Origin of the sequence: Pseudoalteromonas sp. CnMc7-15, from assembly GCF_022347925.1 — a bacterium.
Classification (GTDB): Bacteria; Pseudomonadota; Gammaproteobacteria; order Enterobacterales; family Alteromonadaceae; genus Pseudoalteromonas; species Pseudoalteromonas ruthenica.
Map to the genome: position 1 here is coordinate 492,634 of NZ_JAKRFT010000001.1, position 20,834 is coordinate 513,467.

A 20,834-nucleotide genomic window follows, 5' to 3' on the forward strand; every position below is an offset into this window, starting at 1 on the left:
TCACTCTATTGCAGTGCTAAAATCATGGCTTGTTCAGCGCCGATTGCCAGCGTTTGATTTAACCGTAACATCTCACCACTTAGCAGGTTTTTGGCCTGCTTTGCGCCTTGTAAAATCTCGGTATAAGGCGCCAGCTCTAGGTGCTGTTTACCGCCTTTGTTCAATATCACCACAATGCGCTGCTCATTATCAATACGGGCATACAGGTAGACATTGTCCTTGGGAGCAAAGTGCACCATCCGACCTTGACGCAGCGCGCTATGTTGTTTGCGCAACTGCAATAAGGTGCGCAGATAGCCTTGCATCTGTGTTTGCTCTGCGCTCAAGCCTTGCCCAGTGATGGCATCGGCTTGATGGCCACTGAAACCGCCGGGGAACTCAATACGAATATCCCCATGGGCATCCGAAGGGGTGTTATCAAGTAACACCTCGGTACCATAATAGACTTGGGGAATGCCACGAATAGTAAGCATCAGTGTCATTGCCAACTTGGTTTTGTTAACGCTTTGCCCGAGCTGGGTGTATATGCGGCTCATGTCATGGTTATCGGCAAACACCAGCAGGTCATCGGCGTTGGCATACATAAAATCATTACCGAGACTTTGATACACCCGTACCCAGCCGGTGTGCCAACCGGGCTCTTCATTGAGGGCTTTGACCAGAGCCGCTTGCAACGGAAAGTCCATCATTGAATTGATGCCGGTGCTAAAACCGTCTTGGTTGTGTTTGCCGCGCTGCCAATAAGCAATAATTCCTGGATTGGTGGTCCACTCTTCACCAACAATGCTGAAGTTGGGATACTCGGCCATAATGGCCTGACTCCAACGGGCCATAAAGGCTTTATCGGAATAGGAATTGGTATCGACGCGAATACCGCTAAGCCCGGCCTGCTCAATCCACCATATACTGTGCTGAATCAAATAAGTGCTCAGCTCGTCTACACGCTGATTCAGGTCGGGCATTGCTGGTACAAACCACGCATCGTTAAAGCGAGTGCGATCGTATACGCTGCTGTGAGGGTCCATCACCGTTTGTCGGCGATGATTATTAGCCAAAAACTCACCGCCATTGTTAATCCAATCTCGACTCGGTTTGTCGGCTACCCATGGGTGATTGGCGCCAATGTGATTGGGCACCATATCCATGATCACCCCGATGCCCCGCTCAGCGGCTTGCGCCACCATATCAAAATAGGCCTCATTGCCGCCCATGCGCGGGTCGATGGCATACAGGTTGGTCATCGCATACCCATGGTATGACCCTGTGGCCATATTATTTTCTCGCGCTGGAGTGAGCCATAGTTGCGTAAAGCCCATGCGCTTTAGGTAATCGAGACGCTCGGTTATCCCTTGTAAATCACCGCCACGGCGGCCGTCGCGCGCCTGGCGCTCGACTTTTTCTACCATACTGGGGTGGTTATCGTTATGCACGTTGCCGTTAGCAAAGCGATCGGGGTTAATAAGGTAGATCACATCATCACTGCTAAACCCTTGACGTTGCTTTGAATCGTGCGCCCGCGCCTTGAGCTGATAGTCAAATTGAGTGCCATCGTCGGCGACAAACTGCAGTGTGCCTGGACGCGCCTGGGCACCGATATGCACGCTGAGAAACTGATAGTTGTCGGAGTCAAGATGATGCTGACGCGTTAGTTTAACGCCGTCGTATGGGCGTAACTGCCACTGCCGCTGGGCAGTATTTGGTGCATGCAGCAGTAATTGCACATCGGGGTTTTGCATTCCTACCCACCAATGTTTTGGCGCTACTTCGAGGCCCTGACAGGGTAGTGCCAATAAGGCTAATAACACCATAAATACACGCATTAGCTTAGATTCCTTTGAATAAATTGTTGGTGGCTCGGCATATTTTGCACTGCCTGATTAATCAGTGTGCGCAAACTTTGCAGTAATTCATCAAGTTGCTCATTTGATAATTGCTCAGCCAGCAGGTGGTGCTGTTGGGGCCAACAGTTTTGACCGATCAATACCTGCTGCCAGGCCACTTCGGCAAAGAGTTCATCTTGATAACGATACACTTGCCCGCTTTGTTGGAACTGGGCGATACGCTCGCTGAGAGATGGCGGCAGTTCCATATCGGCGCAGTAACGCCAAAAACGACTATCTTGGCGCTGATTGAGGGCATAATGGAGAATAATAAAGTCGCGAATTTGCGCCATTTCGGTGCTAAATAAGCGGTTAAATGCACGCACCGAGGCGGGGGCAATGCCTTGGTGTGGAAAATGTTTCAATAAGCGGATCACCGCAGTTTGAATCAAATGGATACTGGTGGACTCAAGGGGCTCAAGGAAGCCACTGCTTAAACCGATGGCGACCACATTTTTGTGCCATTGCTGGCGCCTAGCACCAGTGCGAAATGGGATCACCCGGGGCTCATGCAATGCCTCACCGGGAAGGTTTGCTAGTAACTGCGCCTTGGCTTGGTCGTCATCGAGGTAGCGAGAGCAGTAAACTAAGCCATTACCAACGCGATGCTGCAACGGGATTTGCCACTGCCAACCGCTATCATGAGCGATGGAGCGGGTATAAGGTAACGGGTCTTTATCGTCGCCGTGATGCGATTGCACAGCGATGGCGCGGTCGCACGGTAACCAGTGTGACCAATCCTCAAAACCGCCCCCTAAGGTTTGCGCTATCAACAGTGCTCGTTGACCACTGCAATCAATGAATAAGTCCCCTTCTACGCGCTCGCCTGATTGCAACACCAACGCCTGCACATCGCCGTTATCACGTTGCTCAACCTTATCAACCTTAGCGTCTATACGCTGAACGCCAAAGTGTTCGGCGCGCTCGCGCAACAGTTGCGCATACAAGCTGGCGTCAAAATGATACGCATGCTCAGTACCGGCTAACTGGGTATTGGGTAAATGCCGCAGTGGTGCAAAGCGCCCTGCTTTTGCTGCTTGGAAATTAAGTGAGTAATCCCACAACGAATGGCCAAGACCTTGCTCTTTTGCATGGTGAAAAAGGTGATGAAAATCACAAAAGGGCAGCGCTTTACCTAAATGACCAAACGCATGCATGTAGCTGTCGCCCTTGCGGCCCCAGTTTTCAAACTGGATCCCTAATTTGATCGTCGCCCCGGTGCGCTTTATCAGCGTTTTTTCATCAATCCCCAAGGCGTTGTTAAAAGCGACAATCGGCGGTATGGTCGCTTCGCCGACACCGACAGTTCCAATATCACTGGACTCCACTAAGGTGATACTCAGCTGTTTACCCAGCATTTTTGCCAGCAACGCGGCACTTAACCACCCTGCTGTGCCGCCTCCTAAGATCACCACCCGATTAATATTTGCCATCTCTGTGTGCCCCGCTATTAGCTGTTAACTTCAAAAAAGCCCTTGAAAATTCAAGGGCTTTTTAAACAAGTTACGACAGTTAAGAGTTATAGCTCATACTTGAAACCGAGCAAGTAGGTACGACCATAATCTTGGTAATCACGTACTTGCAGGGCATTGTCACCTTGTAGCGAGATAAACGGCTCTTCGGTGATGTTTTGCACTTGGAAAGTAATCTCTAGACTCTCTAGGCCTTGAATACCGGAATCAGCAAAGTCATACCCAAGCTGTGCATCCCAGATGGTTTCACCTTGGATATCGACTTGGTCAGTTGAGAAACCCACACCGTAGATATCGCCTTTAAAGTCACTACGCTTACGCATGCTCGTACGTGCGGTGAAGCCATAGCGCTCATAGTACACGGTTAAGCTTTGAATGCTGTCAGACAAACCCGGTAGTTCATAATCGTTACCATTGGGGTCTTCCATATCCTGCTCAACACCGGTATGGCTGGCCAGTAGGCCAAAACCTTCTAGCTCATCGGCGAATAAGTTAAACGGTAATGCCACAGAGAGCTCGTAACCCCACAGGTCACCGCCACCGCCATTGATTTTACCTGAGCCGGTACCGGTGCTATTTGGTGGAATTTCACCAGTAGCCGGGTCCGCCACGCCGCTCATGTCAATCTCATAGTTACCGTCAAAAATCCATTGGTTCAGGTCTTTATAGAACACCGCTGCCGAGAAGTAACCTTCTTCACTAAAGTAGTTCTCATAGCTTAAGTCGAAGCCCGTCGCTTCTTTGGGTTCAAGCTCCGGGTTGCCGCCGGATACCGACCAATAATTGCCGTTTTCATCTGGCTGCTGGGCATTGTACGAGGCGCTGATTGAGGCATTCATTTCATCTAAGCGCGCACGAGAGATGGTTTTCGCCGCACCAAAACGCAGCGTTTGCTGCTCATTTAGAGCAAAGTTAAGGTTTAGGCTCGGCAGCACATTGCTGTAGTCGTGGCTAATATCGGTGGGTTCGGCCACAACGAGGCCATCAACGACATTAAAGGCATTACCCTGTGACGACTGTTTGGTATACACATAACGCACACCGACATTACCCGTTACTGGAATATCACCTAGCTCTGCATTAATATTGGCTTGTACAAAAGCGGCGGTGACTTCTTCTTGCACTGTCCATGAACGTGTTAAGTGCTTAGAGTCGGTTAAGCTTTCACGCAGCAGATTATAGTAACCGTCATCCACGAGTGCACGGGTATCGTAAGCGACCATTGGGCCCATGCCAATAAAGCTTAAATCGGCGCTGCCAAGACGATACTGCTCAGGCACTTCGAGCATGCCGACGTTCTCTGGGTAAGAGAAATCAGCCAAAGTCATAAAGTAGCCTTCAGAGACCTTGGTTTTCTCACGGTCACGATAAGACACGCCAAATTCCACACCGCTGATGTAGGCGTTATCCATTGCCTTGCTAGCGGCCAATTTCAACGTAGTTAATTCGTCTTCCACTTCTGGGGCATTAATAAAGCCATCTTGCGCGGTATTCTCATATGGCGTGCCGGTTAAGCCATATTGATTATTTAATGCCGCACTGGAGCCCCAAGATAAAGGCCCACCTAATTGAATAAGGTTGAAGTCGCTGTAATCAAGCTGGTGCGAGAATTGGGCGCCGGTGTTGCCATCATCAAAGGCATAACCGATATTATCGGAAATACCGTTATTATCACCACGACCTGTACCTGAGTAGCTTTCGATACTCCATACTTGCCGCTCTACTTCGGAGCGACTGGCGTCAAATTCCAGCTCCCAGTCGTTACTAAGGAGGTATTCTACATTAAAGCCAAACTGACTCAGATCCGCTTTACGCTCTTCAAAGTCGTTACGAACGACAACGCGTTGACCTTCTGTTAAGGCGCTGGTGATAAAGCCGCTGTCTGCATCAACCGTTGCGCTCTCAGGAGAGATTGAGCCTTGACCCCATGCAAACGGGACTTCAATACCACGAAGAATTTTTTCGTCAGTAAAATCAACATAAAGCGCGTCAAAGGTCATGCTCAAGTCGCTGGTAGGCGCGTATTCAAGCACTAACATCGCAGAGTCACGCTCGAGCGTTGATGAGCGCACAAAAGGTTTCGCCCCACCCAAGATTGAATAAGTTTCCCCTGAGTCTGTGGTAAATTCAGGGTAGCCCCATGAGTTCCAACGCTTCTCTTGGTTGGGTGAACTCATCGTTGTATAAGCAAAAGCAACGCCAAAGGTATCTTCAGCGAACTGATCAATGTAAGAAACCGTACCACGGAAGCCTTTGTCATCGCCGTCTGGATTTAGTTTATCGAAACTAGTTTGCTCAAGCTGACCGTTAAACTGAATGACCTGCTCGCCCTTGCTTAGTGGGCGGACTGTTTGCATATCGATAACACCGGCAATGCCTTCAGCATCAAGTGACGCACTCGGTGTTTTATAGACCGTTACACCGCTCATAATTTCTGACGGGTAAAGGTCGAACTCTACGCCACGGTTGTCGCTGATAGAGACTTGTTCACGACCATTAAAGGTGGTGGCGCTCTCGTTTTCGCTAAAACCACGTACGCTGACACGTGATGCGCGACCGTCTAGGCGCTGTGCAGTCAAACCAGGTAAGCGAGCAATAGATTCAGCAATAGACGAATCTGGTAATTTACCAATGTCTTCCGCAGACACTGACTCTACCACTTCTGTTGCAAAACGCTTGGTATTGATTGACTCGACGACACTGCGGCGAAAGCCACGTACTTCAATCACTTCAACATCTTGCTGCTCATCGGCTTGCGCCTGCGCTTCGTTGCCTTGAGCATACGCGACTTGGCTACCTAAACCGGCACTCAACAGTGCAAGCGTTAGCATACTTGGTTTGAACATAGACATAGTGTTTTATCCCGATTAACCATTTTATTAGGACCAATTGGTGGTAGTTAGCGCTGCACCAATTTGGCTCGTGTTGTTGTCGCAAAAAATACTAACGCTCGTCTTAAATTATTAACAAACTTATGCATACGTATTCAATGTAATTGCAGCTGCAATATTTTACATTTTAGTTACATCAAAATTAGCAACAATCCAGTAAATATGCGAGCTTGCTAGCCTTTACAGCACAGTTACAATTTAACCCCCCCATCAATACGCTGCCCTAGCCTACGCCAGCCCCCTGAACCCATAAATAAGCCCACATCCCTTACTAGTAGGGCTATTGAGAACATGATAGTAAGAGCCCATATTGTGATGTGGCAATTGGTCTTACCATTTATTTTCGCACTACTTTAGTGCACTGGTGGGCTGAATCGCCTTAAATAAGTGCAAGACCCGATTACCGGAACCAGCCAACTCAATGGCACCGTTTCCATTGGTAAACAGCCTTTTGGTACCAATTTGGTAGCAAAGCCAAGCAAACACTAAAGCCACCTAATGCGCTTTTGCATACGAATACATCATGCATACGTATGCAGATTTTTTACAAGCGTTCTGAGGTTGCCGTATTCTTTGCCAAGCAAAAAAATTAACCGATGTTCTGGAGCGAAACATGGCGAACCCTCTTTGGTGGAAAGGTGCGGTAATTTATCAGATTTACCCCCGCAGCTTTCAAGATACAAACGGCGATGGAATTGGCGACCTCCGAGGTATTATTAACCGCCTTGATTACATAAAAAGCTTGGGTGTGGATGCGGTGTGGATCTCACCGTTCTTCAAATCGCCAATGAAGGATTTCGGTTATGACATCAGCGACTATCGTGATATTGACCCTATTTTTGGCGATCTTAGCGACTTCGATGAACTGATCGCCGAAGCACATCAGCGCGATATTAAAATCATTATTGATCAGGTATTGAGCCACACCTCTGATCAGCATCCCTGGTTCTTGCAAAGCCGCGAATCAAACAATAATGACTATGCTGATTGGTACGTGTGGGCAGACGCTAAAGAAGATGGCACGCAGCCTAACAATTGGCTATCCATTTTCGGCGGCCCGGCATGGCAATGGGAACCTCGTCGCGAACAGTATTATTTGCATAACTTCCTCACCGAGCAGCCAGACCTTAATTTTCATAACCCGCAAGTGCGCCAAGCGGTGCTGGATAACGTGGAGTTTTGGCTTAAAAAAGGCGTTGATGGCTTCCGCTTAGATGCCATTAACTTTTGCTATCACGACGCTCAATTACGTGATAACCCGGCAAAGCCAAAAGAAAAGCGTCAAGGCCGTGGTTTTAGCGAAGATAACCCGTACGCTTTTCAATACCACTACTACAACAACACGCAACCTGAAAACCTCGACTTTATGCGCGATATTCGTGCCTTACTCGACAAATACCCAGGCACGGTAGCACTTGGGGAGATTTCGTCTGAGGATTCCCTTGCGACCATGGCCGAATACACCAGCGGCGGCGACAAGCTGCATATGGGATATAGTTTCGAGCTACTAACCGATGATTACAGCAGCGCCTATATTCGTAAAACGGTTGAGACCTTAGAGGCGAATATGCTCGAGGGCTGGCCTTGCTGGGCGTTTAGTAATCATGATGTGGAGCGTGTTGCCAGCCGTTGGGCAAAAAACGGCGAAGTTAACCCTGAACAAGTAAAAATGTTGACCGCACTGCTTGGCTCCCTACGTGGCAGTGTATGCATGTATCAAGGCGAAGAACTGGCATTAGGCGAAGCGGATGTTGCATTCGAAGATTTGCAAGACCCCTATGGCATCACTTTTTGGCCCAATTTTAAAGGCCGTGATGGCTGTCGCACGCCGATGCCTTGGCAAGACGGTGAGCACGCCGGGTTTAGCACGGTAAAACCATGGCTGCCGGTAAGTCATGCTCACAGCCTACAACATGTTGCCAAACAACAACAGGATGCTCATTCAACGCTCAATGCCTACAGCGAATTTATGGCTTGGCGGCGTCAGCATCGTGCGTTAGTTGAAGGTGACATTCACTTTATTGATACTCATGAGCCCGTTCTTGCCTTTATCCGCAACCACGGTGATGAGTCCATATGTTGTTATTTTAACCTATCGGAGCAACCCGTGAGTGTCGAAGTAACGCACGCGCCCAGTCATCAATATCAAGATTCGTTGCGCCATCACACTGGGCGATTGCAAGGCCAAACACTGCATTTACCTGCATTTGGCTGTTGGTTTGCTCGTCTTTAACCCCTTCCCTTGTGTCATAAAACGTGACATTTTTTAGCACCCTACGGGGTGCTTTTTTTGTGCTTGTTCAAAAGTCATGTTGCTCACCCAAGGACAACGTCGGTTATCTTGACGATAAAAATAACTCACTTTCTAAAAACCGACGATTAAGCTAAAAATAAAGCACTTTCCAAAGAGGAACTATGCAATGAAATACCTTGTTTTAAGTGCGCTGTTTGCTATTGGCTTACAAAGTGCTTTTGCCAGCGATGACCTACCAGTCGCCCCCGAGGAGATAATCAAGGAGCACACGCAGATGTGCCTAGACTGGGCCACGGAAGATGACATTGATGCGCAAAGCCAGTATCAGTATGTGCTCGACTGTGTCAATGACGAGCTCAGTGACAATGGTTACCAGCACGTACAACAAGTGAATATCAAATAGCCACTTGCCTAATATGGGCCTAGGGGAATAAAAAAGCCGCTCAATCATTGTGAGCGGCTTTTTCTTTTTTCTGCGGGTTACTTTTTCTTTTTCGCTTTCTTTTTCTCTTCTTCAACCCATTTACCATTTTCGTAGGTTGCCTTCCAGCCAGTCGCTTTACCATCGACTTCTGTCATTACATACTGCGACTTAGTCTTTCGGCTAAAACGTACTACCGCTGGGTTACCATCAGAGTCAGTCTCTGGCGCATCGGCTAAATAGTAAAATTTAGGTGATATACGATCGCGAAAACGCTTTAATTCAGAAACCTTAGGTGCCCGAGTCTCCCGTGACTTAGGAAAAGTAGAGGCAGCCAAGAATATACCGGCTGCGCCATCACGCAGCACGAAATAGGCATCCGATTTCTCGCATTCAAGCTCTGGCAAGTGCACCGGGTCCTCTTTAGGTGGTGCCGGCTCGCCATTTTTAAGCAGTTTACGAGTATTTTTACAGTCTTCATTGGTACAGCCAAAATACTTACCGAAGCGACCGTTTTTCAGCTCCATATCGGCGCCACACTTATCGCACTCAATAATCGGACCATCATAGCCCTTGAGCTTAAACTGCCCTTGTTCAATGAGGTAGCCACTGCACGCGGGATTATTACCACAGACATGCAGTTTTCGGGTTTCATCAATTAAATATGAATCCATGGCGGTTTCACATTTAGGGCAACGCTTCATTTGCATCAGTGTTGATGTTTCAACATCTTCAACTTCATCGGCATTGACCGCTTCCTCACCAGGCGTGAGGTTCATGGTGGTGGTGCAGCGTTCCTTAGGTGGCAAGTTATACCCAGTACAACCTAAAAATACACCGGTTGATGCTGTGCGGATCCCCATTTTTCTGCCACAGCTAGGACAATCAATGTCAGTCTCGACCATTTGGTTTTGACGCATTCCGCCTTGCGCCTCATCGCCACTGGCAATGGCTAACTTTTCCGAGAAGTCAGCATAAAAGTTATCCAGCACTTGAGTCCACTGACGCTCGCCCTCGGCAATATCATCCAGGCGCTCTTCCATTTTGGCGGTAAAGTCGTAGTTCAACAGCTCGGTAAAGTTCTCAACAAGGCGATCGGTGACGATTTCACCCATTTTTTCAGCGAAGAAACGACGGTTTTCCACCCGCACATAGCCTCTGTCCTGAATAGTGCCGATGATCGAAGCATAGGTTGAGGGTCGACCGATACCGCGCTTCTCAAGCTCTTTAACCAAGCTTGCTTCACTGTATCGCGCTGGCGGCTTGGTAAAGTGCTGTTGTGGGTCCAGCTTATCTAAGCTTAATTCATCACCGACACTCAATGCTGGCAGCGCTTGCTCTTCATCGCTTTTCTTGCGCACGGCAGGTTGCACTCGGGTCCAACCATCAAAGCGCAATACGCGGCCTTTGGCTTTAAGCTCAAACTCACCCGCTGTAACCGTCACTGTGGTTAAATCGTATTGCGCTGGCACCATTTGGCAGGCAACAAATTGACGCCAAATAAGCTCATACAATTTCTTAGCGTCAGCATCAACACCCTCAACATGCCCTGAAAGAACGTTCACATCTGACGGTCGGATTGCTTCGTGCGCTTCTTGCGCGTTGCCTTTTGCGCTGTAAATATTGGCCTTTTCCGGCAAGTAATTGTCGCCAAAATTATCGGCCACATAACCGCGACACATGGCGATAGCGTCTTGTGACAAGTTAGTCGAGTCAGTACGCATATAGGTAATATAACCGGCTTCGTAAAGACGTTGCGCTAGCATCATGGTCTTTTTAACGCCATAACCTAAGCGCGTACTGGCCGCTTGTTGCATGGTGGAGGTGATAAAAGGCGCACTTGGGCGGCTTTTACTCGGTTTTTCTTCAACGTCGGTAACTTGGTACTGAGCCGATTGCAGCTGCGCCACAGCGGCCTCTGCCTGGTCTTTATTAACCGGTTTAAAGGCTTTACCTTGCTCTTTGGTTACCAGAAGACGTAACGCATCGGCTTTGGCTTGTACATCAGCATGAATATCCCAAAACTCTTGCGGGATAAAGGCCTTGATTTCGCGCTCGCGTTCCACGAGAAGACGAACGGCAACGGACTGCACGCGCCCAGCAGATAACCCGCGCGCCACCTTTTGCCACAACAAAGGCGAGACCATAAAGCCAACAACACGGTCTAGGAAGCGTCGCGCTTGCTGAGCCTGTACCATATCGGTATTCAGCTCGCCCGGGGTAGAAAAGGCCTGTTGAATGGCATTTTTGGTGATTTCGTTAAAAACCACCCGTTTGTACTTCGACTTATCACCGCCGATAATCTCTTCAAGGTGCCATGCAATGGCTTCCCCTTCTCTATCCAAATCCGTTGCGAGATAAATTTCATCTGCCGTTTCGGCGAGTTTTTTTAATTCTTGAACAACTTTTTCTTTACCGGGTAACACCTCATAGTGAGGCTCCCAGCCTTTTTCTGGGTCTATACCCATGCGTGCAACTAGGTTTTGATAGTCACGCTTCTTTTTATAGGCGGCTTTTTCCTCAGGGGCCATTTTGCGCACTTCGGCGGGGGATTTTGCCGCAGGCGCCTTTGCCTTACCTGACCCAGAGGTAGGAAGGTCGCGTACGTGACCTACGCTGGACTTAACAACATAGTCCTTGCCTAGGTATTTATTAATTGTTTTTGCTTTTGCAGGAGACTCTACAATGACTAGCGATTTGCCCATAATAGCCTAAGTTGACCTATCTCTTTTTATAATGATTGCCCTTGTTCGTGGGCACGAATAAATATAGGTATATCTACAAACACCTATTGTTACAAGCTTTGACGCTAAACTTTTATCTAATCAGCGATTTTTTGACCAGCTATTGCTGTGATTTTGTCCGTTATGGTGATTAATCACCGGTGCACAGGCTAACGCCGGGCAATATATAGGAATAGAAACAAAAATGCCAACCGAGTGGTTGGCATTTTGTTTAATAACACGAGCTATTATTGGTTATCAACAACAGTCATTGATGCAGATACTACCGTGGCATCACCACCATCAAATCCTGATGGAATGGTAAAGGTAATTACCAAAGCACCTGTATCTTTTTGGTTGCCTTGTGCTTCTCTAGATACTTTAACAATAGAATGTGAAGGTTTATCACTGTTCGTATTGCCTAGGGTTGCGGTGTGCCTGATAAGGTCCAAGTCACCATTGCTCGAAGTGATTTCTACTTCAGTCCCGGCAGGTAAAGGATTACCAAACTCGTCACTGTAGTAAATATGGATATCTTGAAAAGCGAGTCCGCCTTCGTCTTCCGTACTTACATTGACTTCTCTAATATCACATTTACCATCAACGTTAGTAGACTCCAATTCGCGCTGCGCATCGGTTGTACAGCTGTTCGAATCAATCGCAAAGCGTACAAAAGGCTTATCGCCAGACATCACTAGCTCTACACTGCTACGCACTTCAATCAGCTCACGAGTACATTCACCGGCCGCTTCAGCCTCTTGTGAGCACAATAGACCATTGTATTTGCCGTCCGCTTCATCAAAGATGCCATCGTTATCAAGGTCACGCCAAGTTTCGTTATGACCGCCTCGCGAGAGTAACTCTGAACAAGGGTCAGTCGGTCCAGGTGTTGGATCGCAGTTGGCTTTGTCGAAGGTGCCATTTTCGTTATGGTCGATAAAGGCTTCGCTTAAGTCATACTCTTGATAATACTCACCAATATCGAACAGGCCGTTACGGCGAGTGACACCACCGCTCGACTCTTCATCAACAAAGTTTTCTTGGCCTTTGGCTACCGCCATTACCGTAACACGCCCGCCCATAACAATACCGTTGGGATCGTTTTTAGCGCGTATCATACCGTTGATACAAGGCGCAGCTGCACCAAAATATGGGTCACAGTTTTGTTCGCCAGTTTTTGGATTAATGCCCTCGGTAGTAGATGGATTGCCGTCGATATCGCCTATACGGTTACCCCATTTATAGTCTTCAAATGGTCTATCACCTTGGCTACGCCATTGAATGGTACAGGCTGCATCAGTCGTTTGACATTTAAAGGTTGGGTTAAACTGCGTGCCATCGATCACTCCTGTAGCGCCTGCCTCAGCAAGTACCGTTGCTTCAACGCCATCGCCACTTAGTTGGTTAAATTGGTCACCAAAAAATACCGTAAGATTAGATACCACACCGTTGTAATAAAGCGAGTTGGAGTTAATAACGTCGGCGCTTAAATCAAAGCTGTTCTGATCGGTCACGCCTGAGCTTAAAGTGAGCAAACTCGATACTGAGCTGATTTGCTCACTTAGCGGAATAAGTCGAAGTTCGCCTTCAGGACAAGAGCTTGGGGCATCGGCTGCTTGGCAGGCTTCATATTCATCAACCCAACAGGTTAAATCATCACCTTCAGGCAATGCCGCTACGTCTGCTTTTGGCACATAGCAGGCTTTTACAACTAGGGCACCAGGCACCACACCTGATGTCACTGTAGTTTGTACCACACCGTTGTTATCGGTATTACCTGTTACCTGAGTCAGTGCCGCTTCACCGGTGCCGTCAGTCAAACGAAAGTCGATGCGGTCTTGAGCGACTGGGTTGCCATCTTCATCAAGAAGTTTAAAGCGCACCACAGATTGGGTAGGTACACCGCCTTCACCCGGAGGAAGAGCGATAAACGCCTCACTTACATCCATAAATTGAATAGATTGTACAGGTGACGCTTCAACCGGAATAATAGTTGTCGCGGTGTAGTTTTTACCGCCAGTCTCTACTGTTACAGTGACGTTATCTTCAATGTTACAACCGTTCGCGCGGTACGTTGCTGTAGCAATACCGGCACGCGATTTTACTTTGTCATCCAAAGTAGACTGACCACTGGCCGCACAAGTAGAGCTAAATTCCACATCGGTCGGAGTTTGGAATAGGTTGCCTTCCTCGTCGCGAAGCTGCACTTCGATAACCGTACTGCCACCGGCTTTAAGAGGAATAACATTATTGTTGTTATCCGTTGCCAAGCCGTTATCAACTGTCAGCTCTAAATCTACCACACCCACAGCAAAGTTGGTGGTGTCGGTAACGCCCAATGCTTCGGCGGTAATCGTGCCTGCGCCACCTTGGTTGCCTGGCTGTAAACGCAATAAAGCGCGGCCAAACGAGTCGGTTAATGCAGTACCAGATGATGGTAATACCGTTCCCACTGAGGTCTGGGCATTAACGATTGCCGAGCCTACGCCATCGCCACTTTGAATGCTGGTTACTTCAACGTAAATCTCGCCCACTTCGTTAGAAGAAATGCTATTGACGATATTACAACCGGTATTTGGGTCACGAGGGTCAAGCATCACGTTGTCACGATCATCATCCCAACCAGCGTTACAACCAGTGAGCAGTAACACGTCAACATCGGCGGTTTCCTCGGTCACAACAACGTCATCACCTTGAGTAGTAAAATCCGCTTGCGCTGTTACCTCGTTACCAGCAGCCGGAATGTAAGTTGCGGTTACACGACCCGCGCCTTTCACTTGACCTGGACCAATAGTGACCTGTGCGACACCATCTGCGTTCGTTTGTGCAGAAGCAGGTTTTAGCTCACCTAAGGTATTGCCACTTACTTGCTGCAGGCTAAACTCAATGGCCTTACCAGACACAGAGCCTGAAGTTGCGCTGAGCGTTGCTACTGCTTGCGCCGGGTTATCATTAGAAATAGGATTTTCGGCAGATATTGCATTGCCTTCACTGTCCACCACGGTTACGGTAATGGAATAACTACCGGAAGAACTACCATCTCCCCCCGTGTCACCACCTTCTTCTAAACTGCCGCCGCCACCGCAGGCGACTAGAAGTAAACTCAGTAAAGAGGCACTGAGCAATCGCACAAAACGCATTGACTTCTCCCTAACGTTTTATTGTTTAAATTATTTACTTAATATTAACCCAGGATGAGTGAATTACGCATTCCTTTTTTGAAAAAAGTTGTCGTTTTTCGCTGCATTGAGTGATTTTCGCTGATAGGCTATAGCGAATTACAATAACGAAGATGAATCATACCTATGTCTGAAAAAGGTTCAATGTCTCTCACCACGCGTATTATGATTGGTATGGCGCTAGGTGTTGTTGTCGGCTTTTTGTTCAAGTTGATTTTGGCCGGTGAAGACGAATTATTACTTGATTTAGGCTTGTTTGCCTTTCCTGTTAAAGGCTTTTTTGTTGACGGTTTATTCAATATTGGCGGGCAAATCTTCATTGCCAGCTTAAAAATGTTGGTGGTGCCACTGGTATTTGTGTCCCTCGTTTGTGGTACTTGTAGCCTCAGTGACCCGAAAACCTTAGGTCGTTTAGGTGGTAAGTCCATCGCCATGTATGTGGGTACCACCGCCATTGCCATCACCGTCGCCATTACCTTAGCGCTGTTAGTAAGCCCTGGCGATGGCGTCACCTTGCCAAATGATGCGACCTTTGATGCTAAAGAAGCGCCGACGCTGGCTCAGGTCATCATCAATATGTTCCCCACGAATCCTATTGATGCCATGGCCAGTGGTAACATGTTGCAGGTCATTGTTTTTGCGCTACTATTCGGCATTGCAATGGCTCTCAGTGGCGAAGCGGGCCAGCGCCTAAGCGCCGTTTTTGAGGACCTTAATAACGTCATTCTTAAACTGGTTACCTTACTTATGAACATTGCTCCTTACGGGGTCTTTTGTTTGATGGCAAAACTGTTTACGACCATTGAGCTGGGGCTTATTTGGAGCCTGATGAAGTATTTCGGTGTGGTGGTCGCAGCGCTGCTGATCCATGGGTTAATTAACTACTCTATCCTATTGAAAGTGCTGACTGGCTTAAATCCTGTCACCTTTTTATCGCAAATGAAGCACACTTGTTTGTTTGCGTTTAGCACCTCAAGTTCCAGTGCAACCATGCCTATTACACTTGAGACCGCGACTAAAAAGCTCGGTGCCAGTAACTCCGTTGCCTCATTCACTGTGCCACTGGGAGCCACTATTAATATGGATGGCACCGCCATCATGCAAGGCTGTGCAACCGTGTTTATCGCTCAAGTGTTTGGTGTCGATTTAAGTATTTCAGATTACCTAATGGTTATTCTTACCGCCACATTGGCATCCGTTGGAACCGCTGGAGTGCCAGGAGTAGGCCTGATTATGCTGGCGATGGTACTGAATCAGGTGGGGCTCCCCGTCGAAGGTATCGCGATTATTATCGGCGTCGATAGATTGTTAGATATGACGCGTACAGCGGTAAATGTGACCGGTGATTGTATGGTTACCTGTGTTGTCGCCAAATCTGAAGGGCAGCTTGATGAGACCGTCTTTAACGATCTCGAGTCGGCTAAAGAACTGGAAGAATATAAGCCCAAAGCAAGAAGCTAATCTTACTTGTATAAAAAAACCTCGCCGTTGTGGCGGGGTTTTTTTATATCTAAATTAAGGTCTCAGGCGCTGACCCTTAGACCATATCTTTAAACCTGCTTTTTCCACCGCGAGGCTTAGGCTATGCGCGACTTTATCCGCCAAGCCTTGTTTTTTCTTATAGCTCACTTTGTAAGCTTGTCGCTCTTTACTCAGTGCCAGTAATTCATCATCACTGGTCGTGATTCTATCCACTAACCCTTTTTCTTTGGCATCAATCGCAAACCAGTGTTCCCCGGTAGCGACGGTGCCTAAGTCTAATTCAGGGCGATGCTCGCTGACAAAGTGTTTGAACAATTGGTGCGTTTGCTCAATTTCTTGGCGGAACTTTTCTCGCCCTTCATCAGTGTTTTCACCAAACAAAGTGAGGGTGCGCTTATACTGCCCTGCAGTAATGAGCTCTAGATCAATATCGTTCTTTTTTAGCACCTTATTAAAGTTTGGTATTTGCGCAACCACACCAATAGAGCCGACAATAGCAAAAGGCGCAGCAATGATTTCATCGCCAACACATGCCATCATATATCCACCACTGGCGGCGACTTTATCAATGGCAATGGTCAGTGGTATGTGCGCCGCTTTCAAACGGGCTAGTTGCGACGCTGCTAAGCCATACCCATGAACAACACCTCCGCCGCTTTCCAAGCGCACTAATACCTTATCTTTTTGCTTATCGGCCAATGTTAAAATCGCCGTGACTTCCTCACGCAGGCTCTCGACTTCATGAGCATCCATGGAGCCAACAAAATCAATCACGTATAGGCGCCCTTGCTCTGCGTCACCGCTGTCACTTTTAGCTGCCTTTTTCTGTTCTTTCTTCAGCGCTTTTAAAGCTTTTTTATCTAAGGTGTTTGCTAAAAAATCATCTTTCAACTGTTTTAACTTTGCTGAGAGATCGTCAACCTGAAGTGATCCTTCTTTACTTTTAGGTTTATTTGCCGCTCCTGCAATCATTGCGATGATAATGACGATTGCCACTAAAAAAGTCAGGGTTTTTGCAAAAAATAACCCGTATTCATAAATATACTCCACCTAGAGTCCCTCTTTCATTGTTGATGCACGGCAATGTAGCACAGCCATTAGCCACAAAAAAGCCGCGCAATTGCGCGGCTGATAGTCGAAACCAGTGTGCTTACTGGGCTATCACATCTTCATTAGTGATAGGCAATATCGTACCTTTGGATTTCAGATAGGTCGCTACTTGCTGTTGCATTTCAGCATTCGCTGCAGCGCTATCTGCTGCACTTGCTCCTGCTTGCGGGTTCGCAGCTGGCGTCAAAAGGGTACCATGGTGGCCTTTACTAAAGCGTACAAGGTAGCTTTGTGGGCTATCTGCTAACTGCGTTTGTGCTGCATTGTCAGCGCCCATCATCATTGCAAGTGGAATAGTGCCGGCAATGGGGTTGCTTTCAACCATAGGTGGGATCACCGTATCCGGCTTGTTTTCCATGCCATCACCCACAACCACGCTGGTGTAAACTGGGGTTTGCTGTGCGTTTACACGCATTGCGTAGTTGGTTGGGTCTCCAGCATCAAGCAATGTTTGTGCAGCGTAGGTAAACTGCGTTAACAACCCTTGAATATTAGCCAAGCTGGCAGTGTCACCTTGAGCTGTTAACTGCGCTAAAAACGCTTGGTAACCACAGCCAACATAAGCCTCTTGGTTATCAATAAATTGTGCACAGCTAGAGACTGCGCCCTCTTGTAGGAATGCGCCGAACGCCGCTGACTCATCGGTTCCTGCGCCAGCTAATACTGAACCTTGGATAAATGGCCCAAATGAATCTGAAGCAAGTAAGAAATTGGCGATACCGCCGCCGCCACTGCCAAGTGCCACAGTGTTCACTTTAAACAATGGATCAACCTGAGGGTCAAGCTCCGCATTCGTCATAGATAAGAAAGCCGGGGCCACAACCGCACCTAAGGAGTGACCGACGAAGCCCACATCCATCGTGTTGAGCATGGGGTCGTTGGCAAAATTAAGACCTAGGCGCAAACCCAATAAATCCGCAGCTGATTGGCGTAAGTTATCACGCGCGACCAGCAATGAATTCAAATTCATATACGCAAGCACAGAGCCTGTGGTCGCATTAAAATCGTCAGTGCCATCATTGTCGACATCGATTCCACGCTCACCGTGAGCCGGGTGGTCGATAGCAACGGTGGCAAAACCTTGAATACTTAGCGCCGCAGTCAACGCCAGCATGTCCTCTTTGCGACTGGTAATCCCATGTTGCATGATAACAACTGGCCAACCAGCAGCAGGCATGCTCATGGCATCAAGCCCAAGCTGACTGCGGATAGCGTTTAAGGTCATTAAATCTGCCGGTTTTGTAACCTGTACAGGTATATTGCGATAGCTCTGCACTTTCGGAATGGTGTTGTATTTCGTTAGGTGACGTTTGTCATCCAAGCTTAAATCACGCAATTGACCGCCGCTGAGAGCGGCACATATCGCATCATTTTCACTCACTGGTTGCTCAGGGAATGCTTCGCCAGCCTGCTCTTTGTAACCAAGTACGGTTACAGCGCTGTCGCAGTTAGCTTGCCAGTAGGTGTTGTTTAAATCACTGAGTTCTTTGCCTTGTGGGCTTTTTAAGTAGTAAGGAAGAACAATGCTGCCTTTTTCATAGCTCACTGCGTTAAATGCAGGATTAATGTCTTGCATGCCTTGAGCCGCAAAAACCTGACCTACTGTGAGCGCGGGCTGTTGTGGGATCATCATCTCAGGCTTAGGTAAGCTATCTTGAGTGAGCGACGCAGCAAGCAAGCTTTTAATCGTGCCGAGCACTTCACCTGCACTTTGCATGGTCATCGCCGCTGAGTAAATAATGTCGTCTTTGCTTAGGTCACTGCCGCCAACAATAACGTCTTCGTAACTATTGATCACCGCTTGCAAACTCAGTTGCTGCTCAGTAACAAGTGGGTCTTCACTGCTAACGCTAGCATAGGTCGATGACGGGGCAATGGCGTTGCCGGCTGAGTCGGTCAGGCCGTTGGTCAATACCGTAATGTACGAGCGCCCTTGAGTAAATGGCTTAAGTGGTACAACAGCCACGGAATTACCACTGGCTTGGGTGATAAAGTCAACGCCAAAGTTAAGTTCTTTAACATATTCACAAGCAATGCCTGCCGGTACTTGGGCGCAGGTTTGTGAGCTTTGGTCGGCGCCCATCACAACTTCAAAAATACGCACATTACCCGGTGTTGCAGCCGATGTTGCATCAAGGCTTACACCTGGGGAAAAGTCGAAATCAATGGCATATGGCATTTGCGTCGACCACCCATCTAACGCACCGAGCGCCAGTTGGGGGTTAGTGTAATCATCGCCTTCACCAGGAATATTCAAGGTGCCATCGGTGGTGCCGCTTAAAAGCAGATCATTGGGTACGGAGATTTCCCCGGCACCGGGGTCAAACACCACTGTGGATTGCGGAACAACCGTAGGTGTTTCATTTTTAACGTCTTCGAGCGTTTCTCCGCCACCACAGCCAGCGAGCGCAGACGCTACAGCGAGAGGAAGTAGCAATTTTTTCATGTTGTTGGCTCCAAACCTTTTTTATTGTTATCTGCTTATTATGTGTGTATTAAAGATAGCAAAATGTTAATGACACATTAGACCAGTTTAACTTAACGTAAACCTATGCCTTTCGCCACTTAATTTTGTAATTAAATCGATTACTTGTTATTTGAGTATGGTAAAATTCTTAAAAAGATCATGCTCTAGGTGCAGCTTATGCAAAACTACCAAGCAAGTGCAAATGCATTAGATGAAAAAGTCATATTAATTACTGGGGCTGGCGACGGCATCGGCCGGGTTGCCGCGTTAACCTATGCCAAATACGGTGCTACAGTAATTTTATTAGGTAAAACAACTAAAAAGCTCGAAGCAGTTTACGATGAAATCGTCGCTGCAGGTGGCCCTCAACCAGCGATTGTTCCATTAGATTTAAAAGGCGCCACGCAGCAAAATTACCGTGATCTGGCCGCCACTATTGATCAGCAATTTGGTAAGCTCGATGGCTTATTAAACAATGCTGGTATCCTGGGTGCATTAGGCCCGATGGAACATTTCTGTACATCCACTTTCGAGAACATCATGAAGGTCAATGTCACTGCGCAAGCAATGCTGACCAAAGCGTTGTTTCCTGTATTAAAGAAATCAAACAATGCATCGGTTGTGTTTACGTCGTCGGGCGTTGGCCGCGAAGGCCGCGAATTTTGGGGGGCTTATGCTATTTCTAAATTTGCCACCGAAGGCATGATGCAGACATGGTCGAAAGAAGTCGATAAAACCAATATTCGCATCAATTGTATTAACCCAGGCGCCACCCGCACGAGTATGCGTGCCAGCGCTTACCCAGGGGAAGACAAAGATAAGCTGGCAACGCCTGAAGACTTGATGCCCACTTACCTTTATTTAATGAGTGATGACTCTAGTGACGTTAATGGTCAGTCGTTGGATGCGCAAATTAAAAAGAAATGATTAGCACATCATAGATGTAAAAAACGCC

At 47.8% G+C, this 20,834-nt stretch carries 11 protein-coding genes; 4 read left to right on the forward strand and 7 right to left on the reverse strand.

Annotated features, from left to right (window positions below; all coding sequences use genetic code 11):
- Positions 1–5: 5 nt before the first annotated feature.
- The 3 genes from MHM95_RS02230 to MHM95_RS02240 all read right to left on the reverse strand — a co-directional run bounded on the left by MHM95_RS02230 (position 6) and on the right by MHM95_RS02240 (position 6,204).
- Positions 6–1,820 carry a glycoside hydrolase family 13 protein gene (locus MHM95_RS02230; protein WP_239384094.1) on the reverse strand — a complete coding sequence of 605 codons (1,815 nt, stop codon included), beginning with the start codon at positions 1,818–1,820 and terminating at the stop codon, positions 6–8.
- Positions 1,820–3,313, reverse strand: coding sequence for a tryptophan halogenase family protein (locus MHM95_RS02235; RefSeq protein WP_239384095.1), 1,494 nt, complete (start codon positions 3,311–3,313; stop codon positions 1,820–1,822). The genes MHM95_RS02230 and MHM95_RS02235 overlap by 1 nt, the downstream gene beginning before the upstream one ends.
- An 86-nt stretch (positions 3,314–3,399) precedes the next feature.
- On the reverse strand, positions 3,400–6,204 hold the full coding sequence (locus tag MHM95_RS02240) for a TonB-dependent receptor (RefSeq protein ID WP_239384096.1): 2,805 nt from the start codon (positions 6,202–6,204) through the stop codon (positions 3,400–3,402).
- 652 nt (positions 6,205–6,856) lie between these two features.
- Between MHM95_RS02240 and MHM95_RS02245 the strand changes: the two genes are divergently transcribed.
- Together MHM95_RS02245 and MHM95_RS02250 are read left to right on the forward strand one after the other, a co-directional pair.
- A complete protein-coding gene (locus tag MHM95_RS02245; protein WP_138547446.1) occupies positions 6,857–8,476 on the forward strand; it encodes an alpha-glucosidase family protein in 1,620 nt (539 codons plus the stop codon).
- 187 nt (positions 8,477–8,663) lie between these two features.
- The gene (locus tag MHM95_RS02250) at positions 8,664–8,900 is read left to right on the forward strand and encodes a hypothetical protein (RefSeq protein ID WP_022945095.1); all 237 of its coding nucleotides are present in this window, start codon (positions 8,664–8,666) and stop codon (positions 8,898–8,900) included.
- A 77-nt stretch (positions 8,901–8,977) separates the two neighbouring features.
- Here the strand turns inward: MHM95_RS02250 and topA are convergent, their stop codons facing one another.
- A complete protein-coding gene (topA, locus tag MHM95_RS02255) occupies positions 8,978–11,623 on the reverse strand; it encodes a type I DNA topoisomerase (protein WP_138507853.1) in 2,646 nt (881 codons plus the stop codon).
- 266 nt (positions 11,624–11,889) lie between these two features.
- On the reverse strand, positions 11,890–14,781 hold the full coding sequence (locus MHM95_RS02260) for an Ig-like domain-containing protein (RefSeq protein WP_239384097.1): 2,892 nt from the start codon (positions 14,779–14,781) through the stop codon (positions 11,890–11,892).
- A gap of 165 nt (positions 14,782–14,946) precedes the next feature.
- Here MHM95_RS02260 and MHM95_RS02265 point away from each other — a divergent pair, with 165 nt between their 5' ends.
- Positions 14,947–16,281 carry a dicarboxylate/amino acid:cation symporter gene (locus tag MHM95_RS02265; protein ID WP_045978389.1) on the forward strand — a complete coding sequence of 445 codons (1,335 nt, stop codon included), beginning with the start codon at positions 14,947–14,949 and terminating at the stop codon, positions 16,279–16,281.
- 54 nt (positions 16,282–16,335) lie between these two features.
- Here the strand turns inward: MHM95_RS02265 and sohB are convergent, their stop codons facing one another.
- Entirely contained in the window at positions 16,336–17,352 is a 1,017-nt protein-coding gene (sohB, locus tag MHM95_RS02270) for a protease SohB (RefSeq protein WP_022943557.1), read from the reverse strand.
- A 100-nt stretch (positions 17,353–17,452) separates the two neighbouring features.
- Positions 17,453–19,858, reverse strand: a complete 2,406-nt coding sequence (locus tag MHM95_RS02275; protein WP_239384098.1) for a VolA/Pla-1 family phospholipase — start codon at positions 19,856–19,858, stop codon at positions 17,453–17,455.
- A 198-nt stretch (positions 19,859–20,056) separates the two neighbouring features.
- On the opposite strand from MHM95_RS02275, the gene MHM95_RS02280 reads away from it, so the two are divergent.
- Complete coding sequence (locus MHM95_RS02280) at positions 20,057–20,806, forward strand: YciK family oxidoreductase (RefSeq protein WP_022943559.1); 750 nt, start codon at positions 20,057–20,059, stop codon at positions 20,804–20,806.
- Positions 20,807–20,834: the final 28 nt, after the last annotated feature.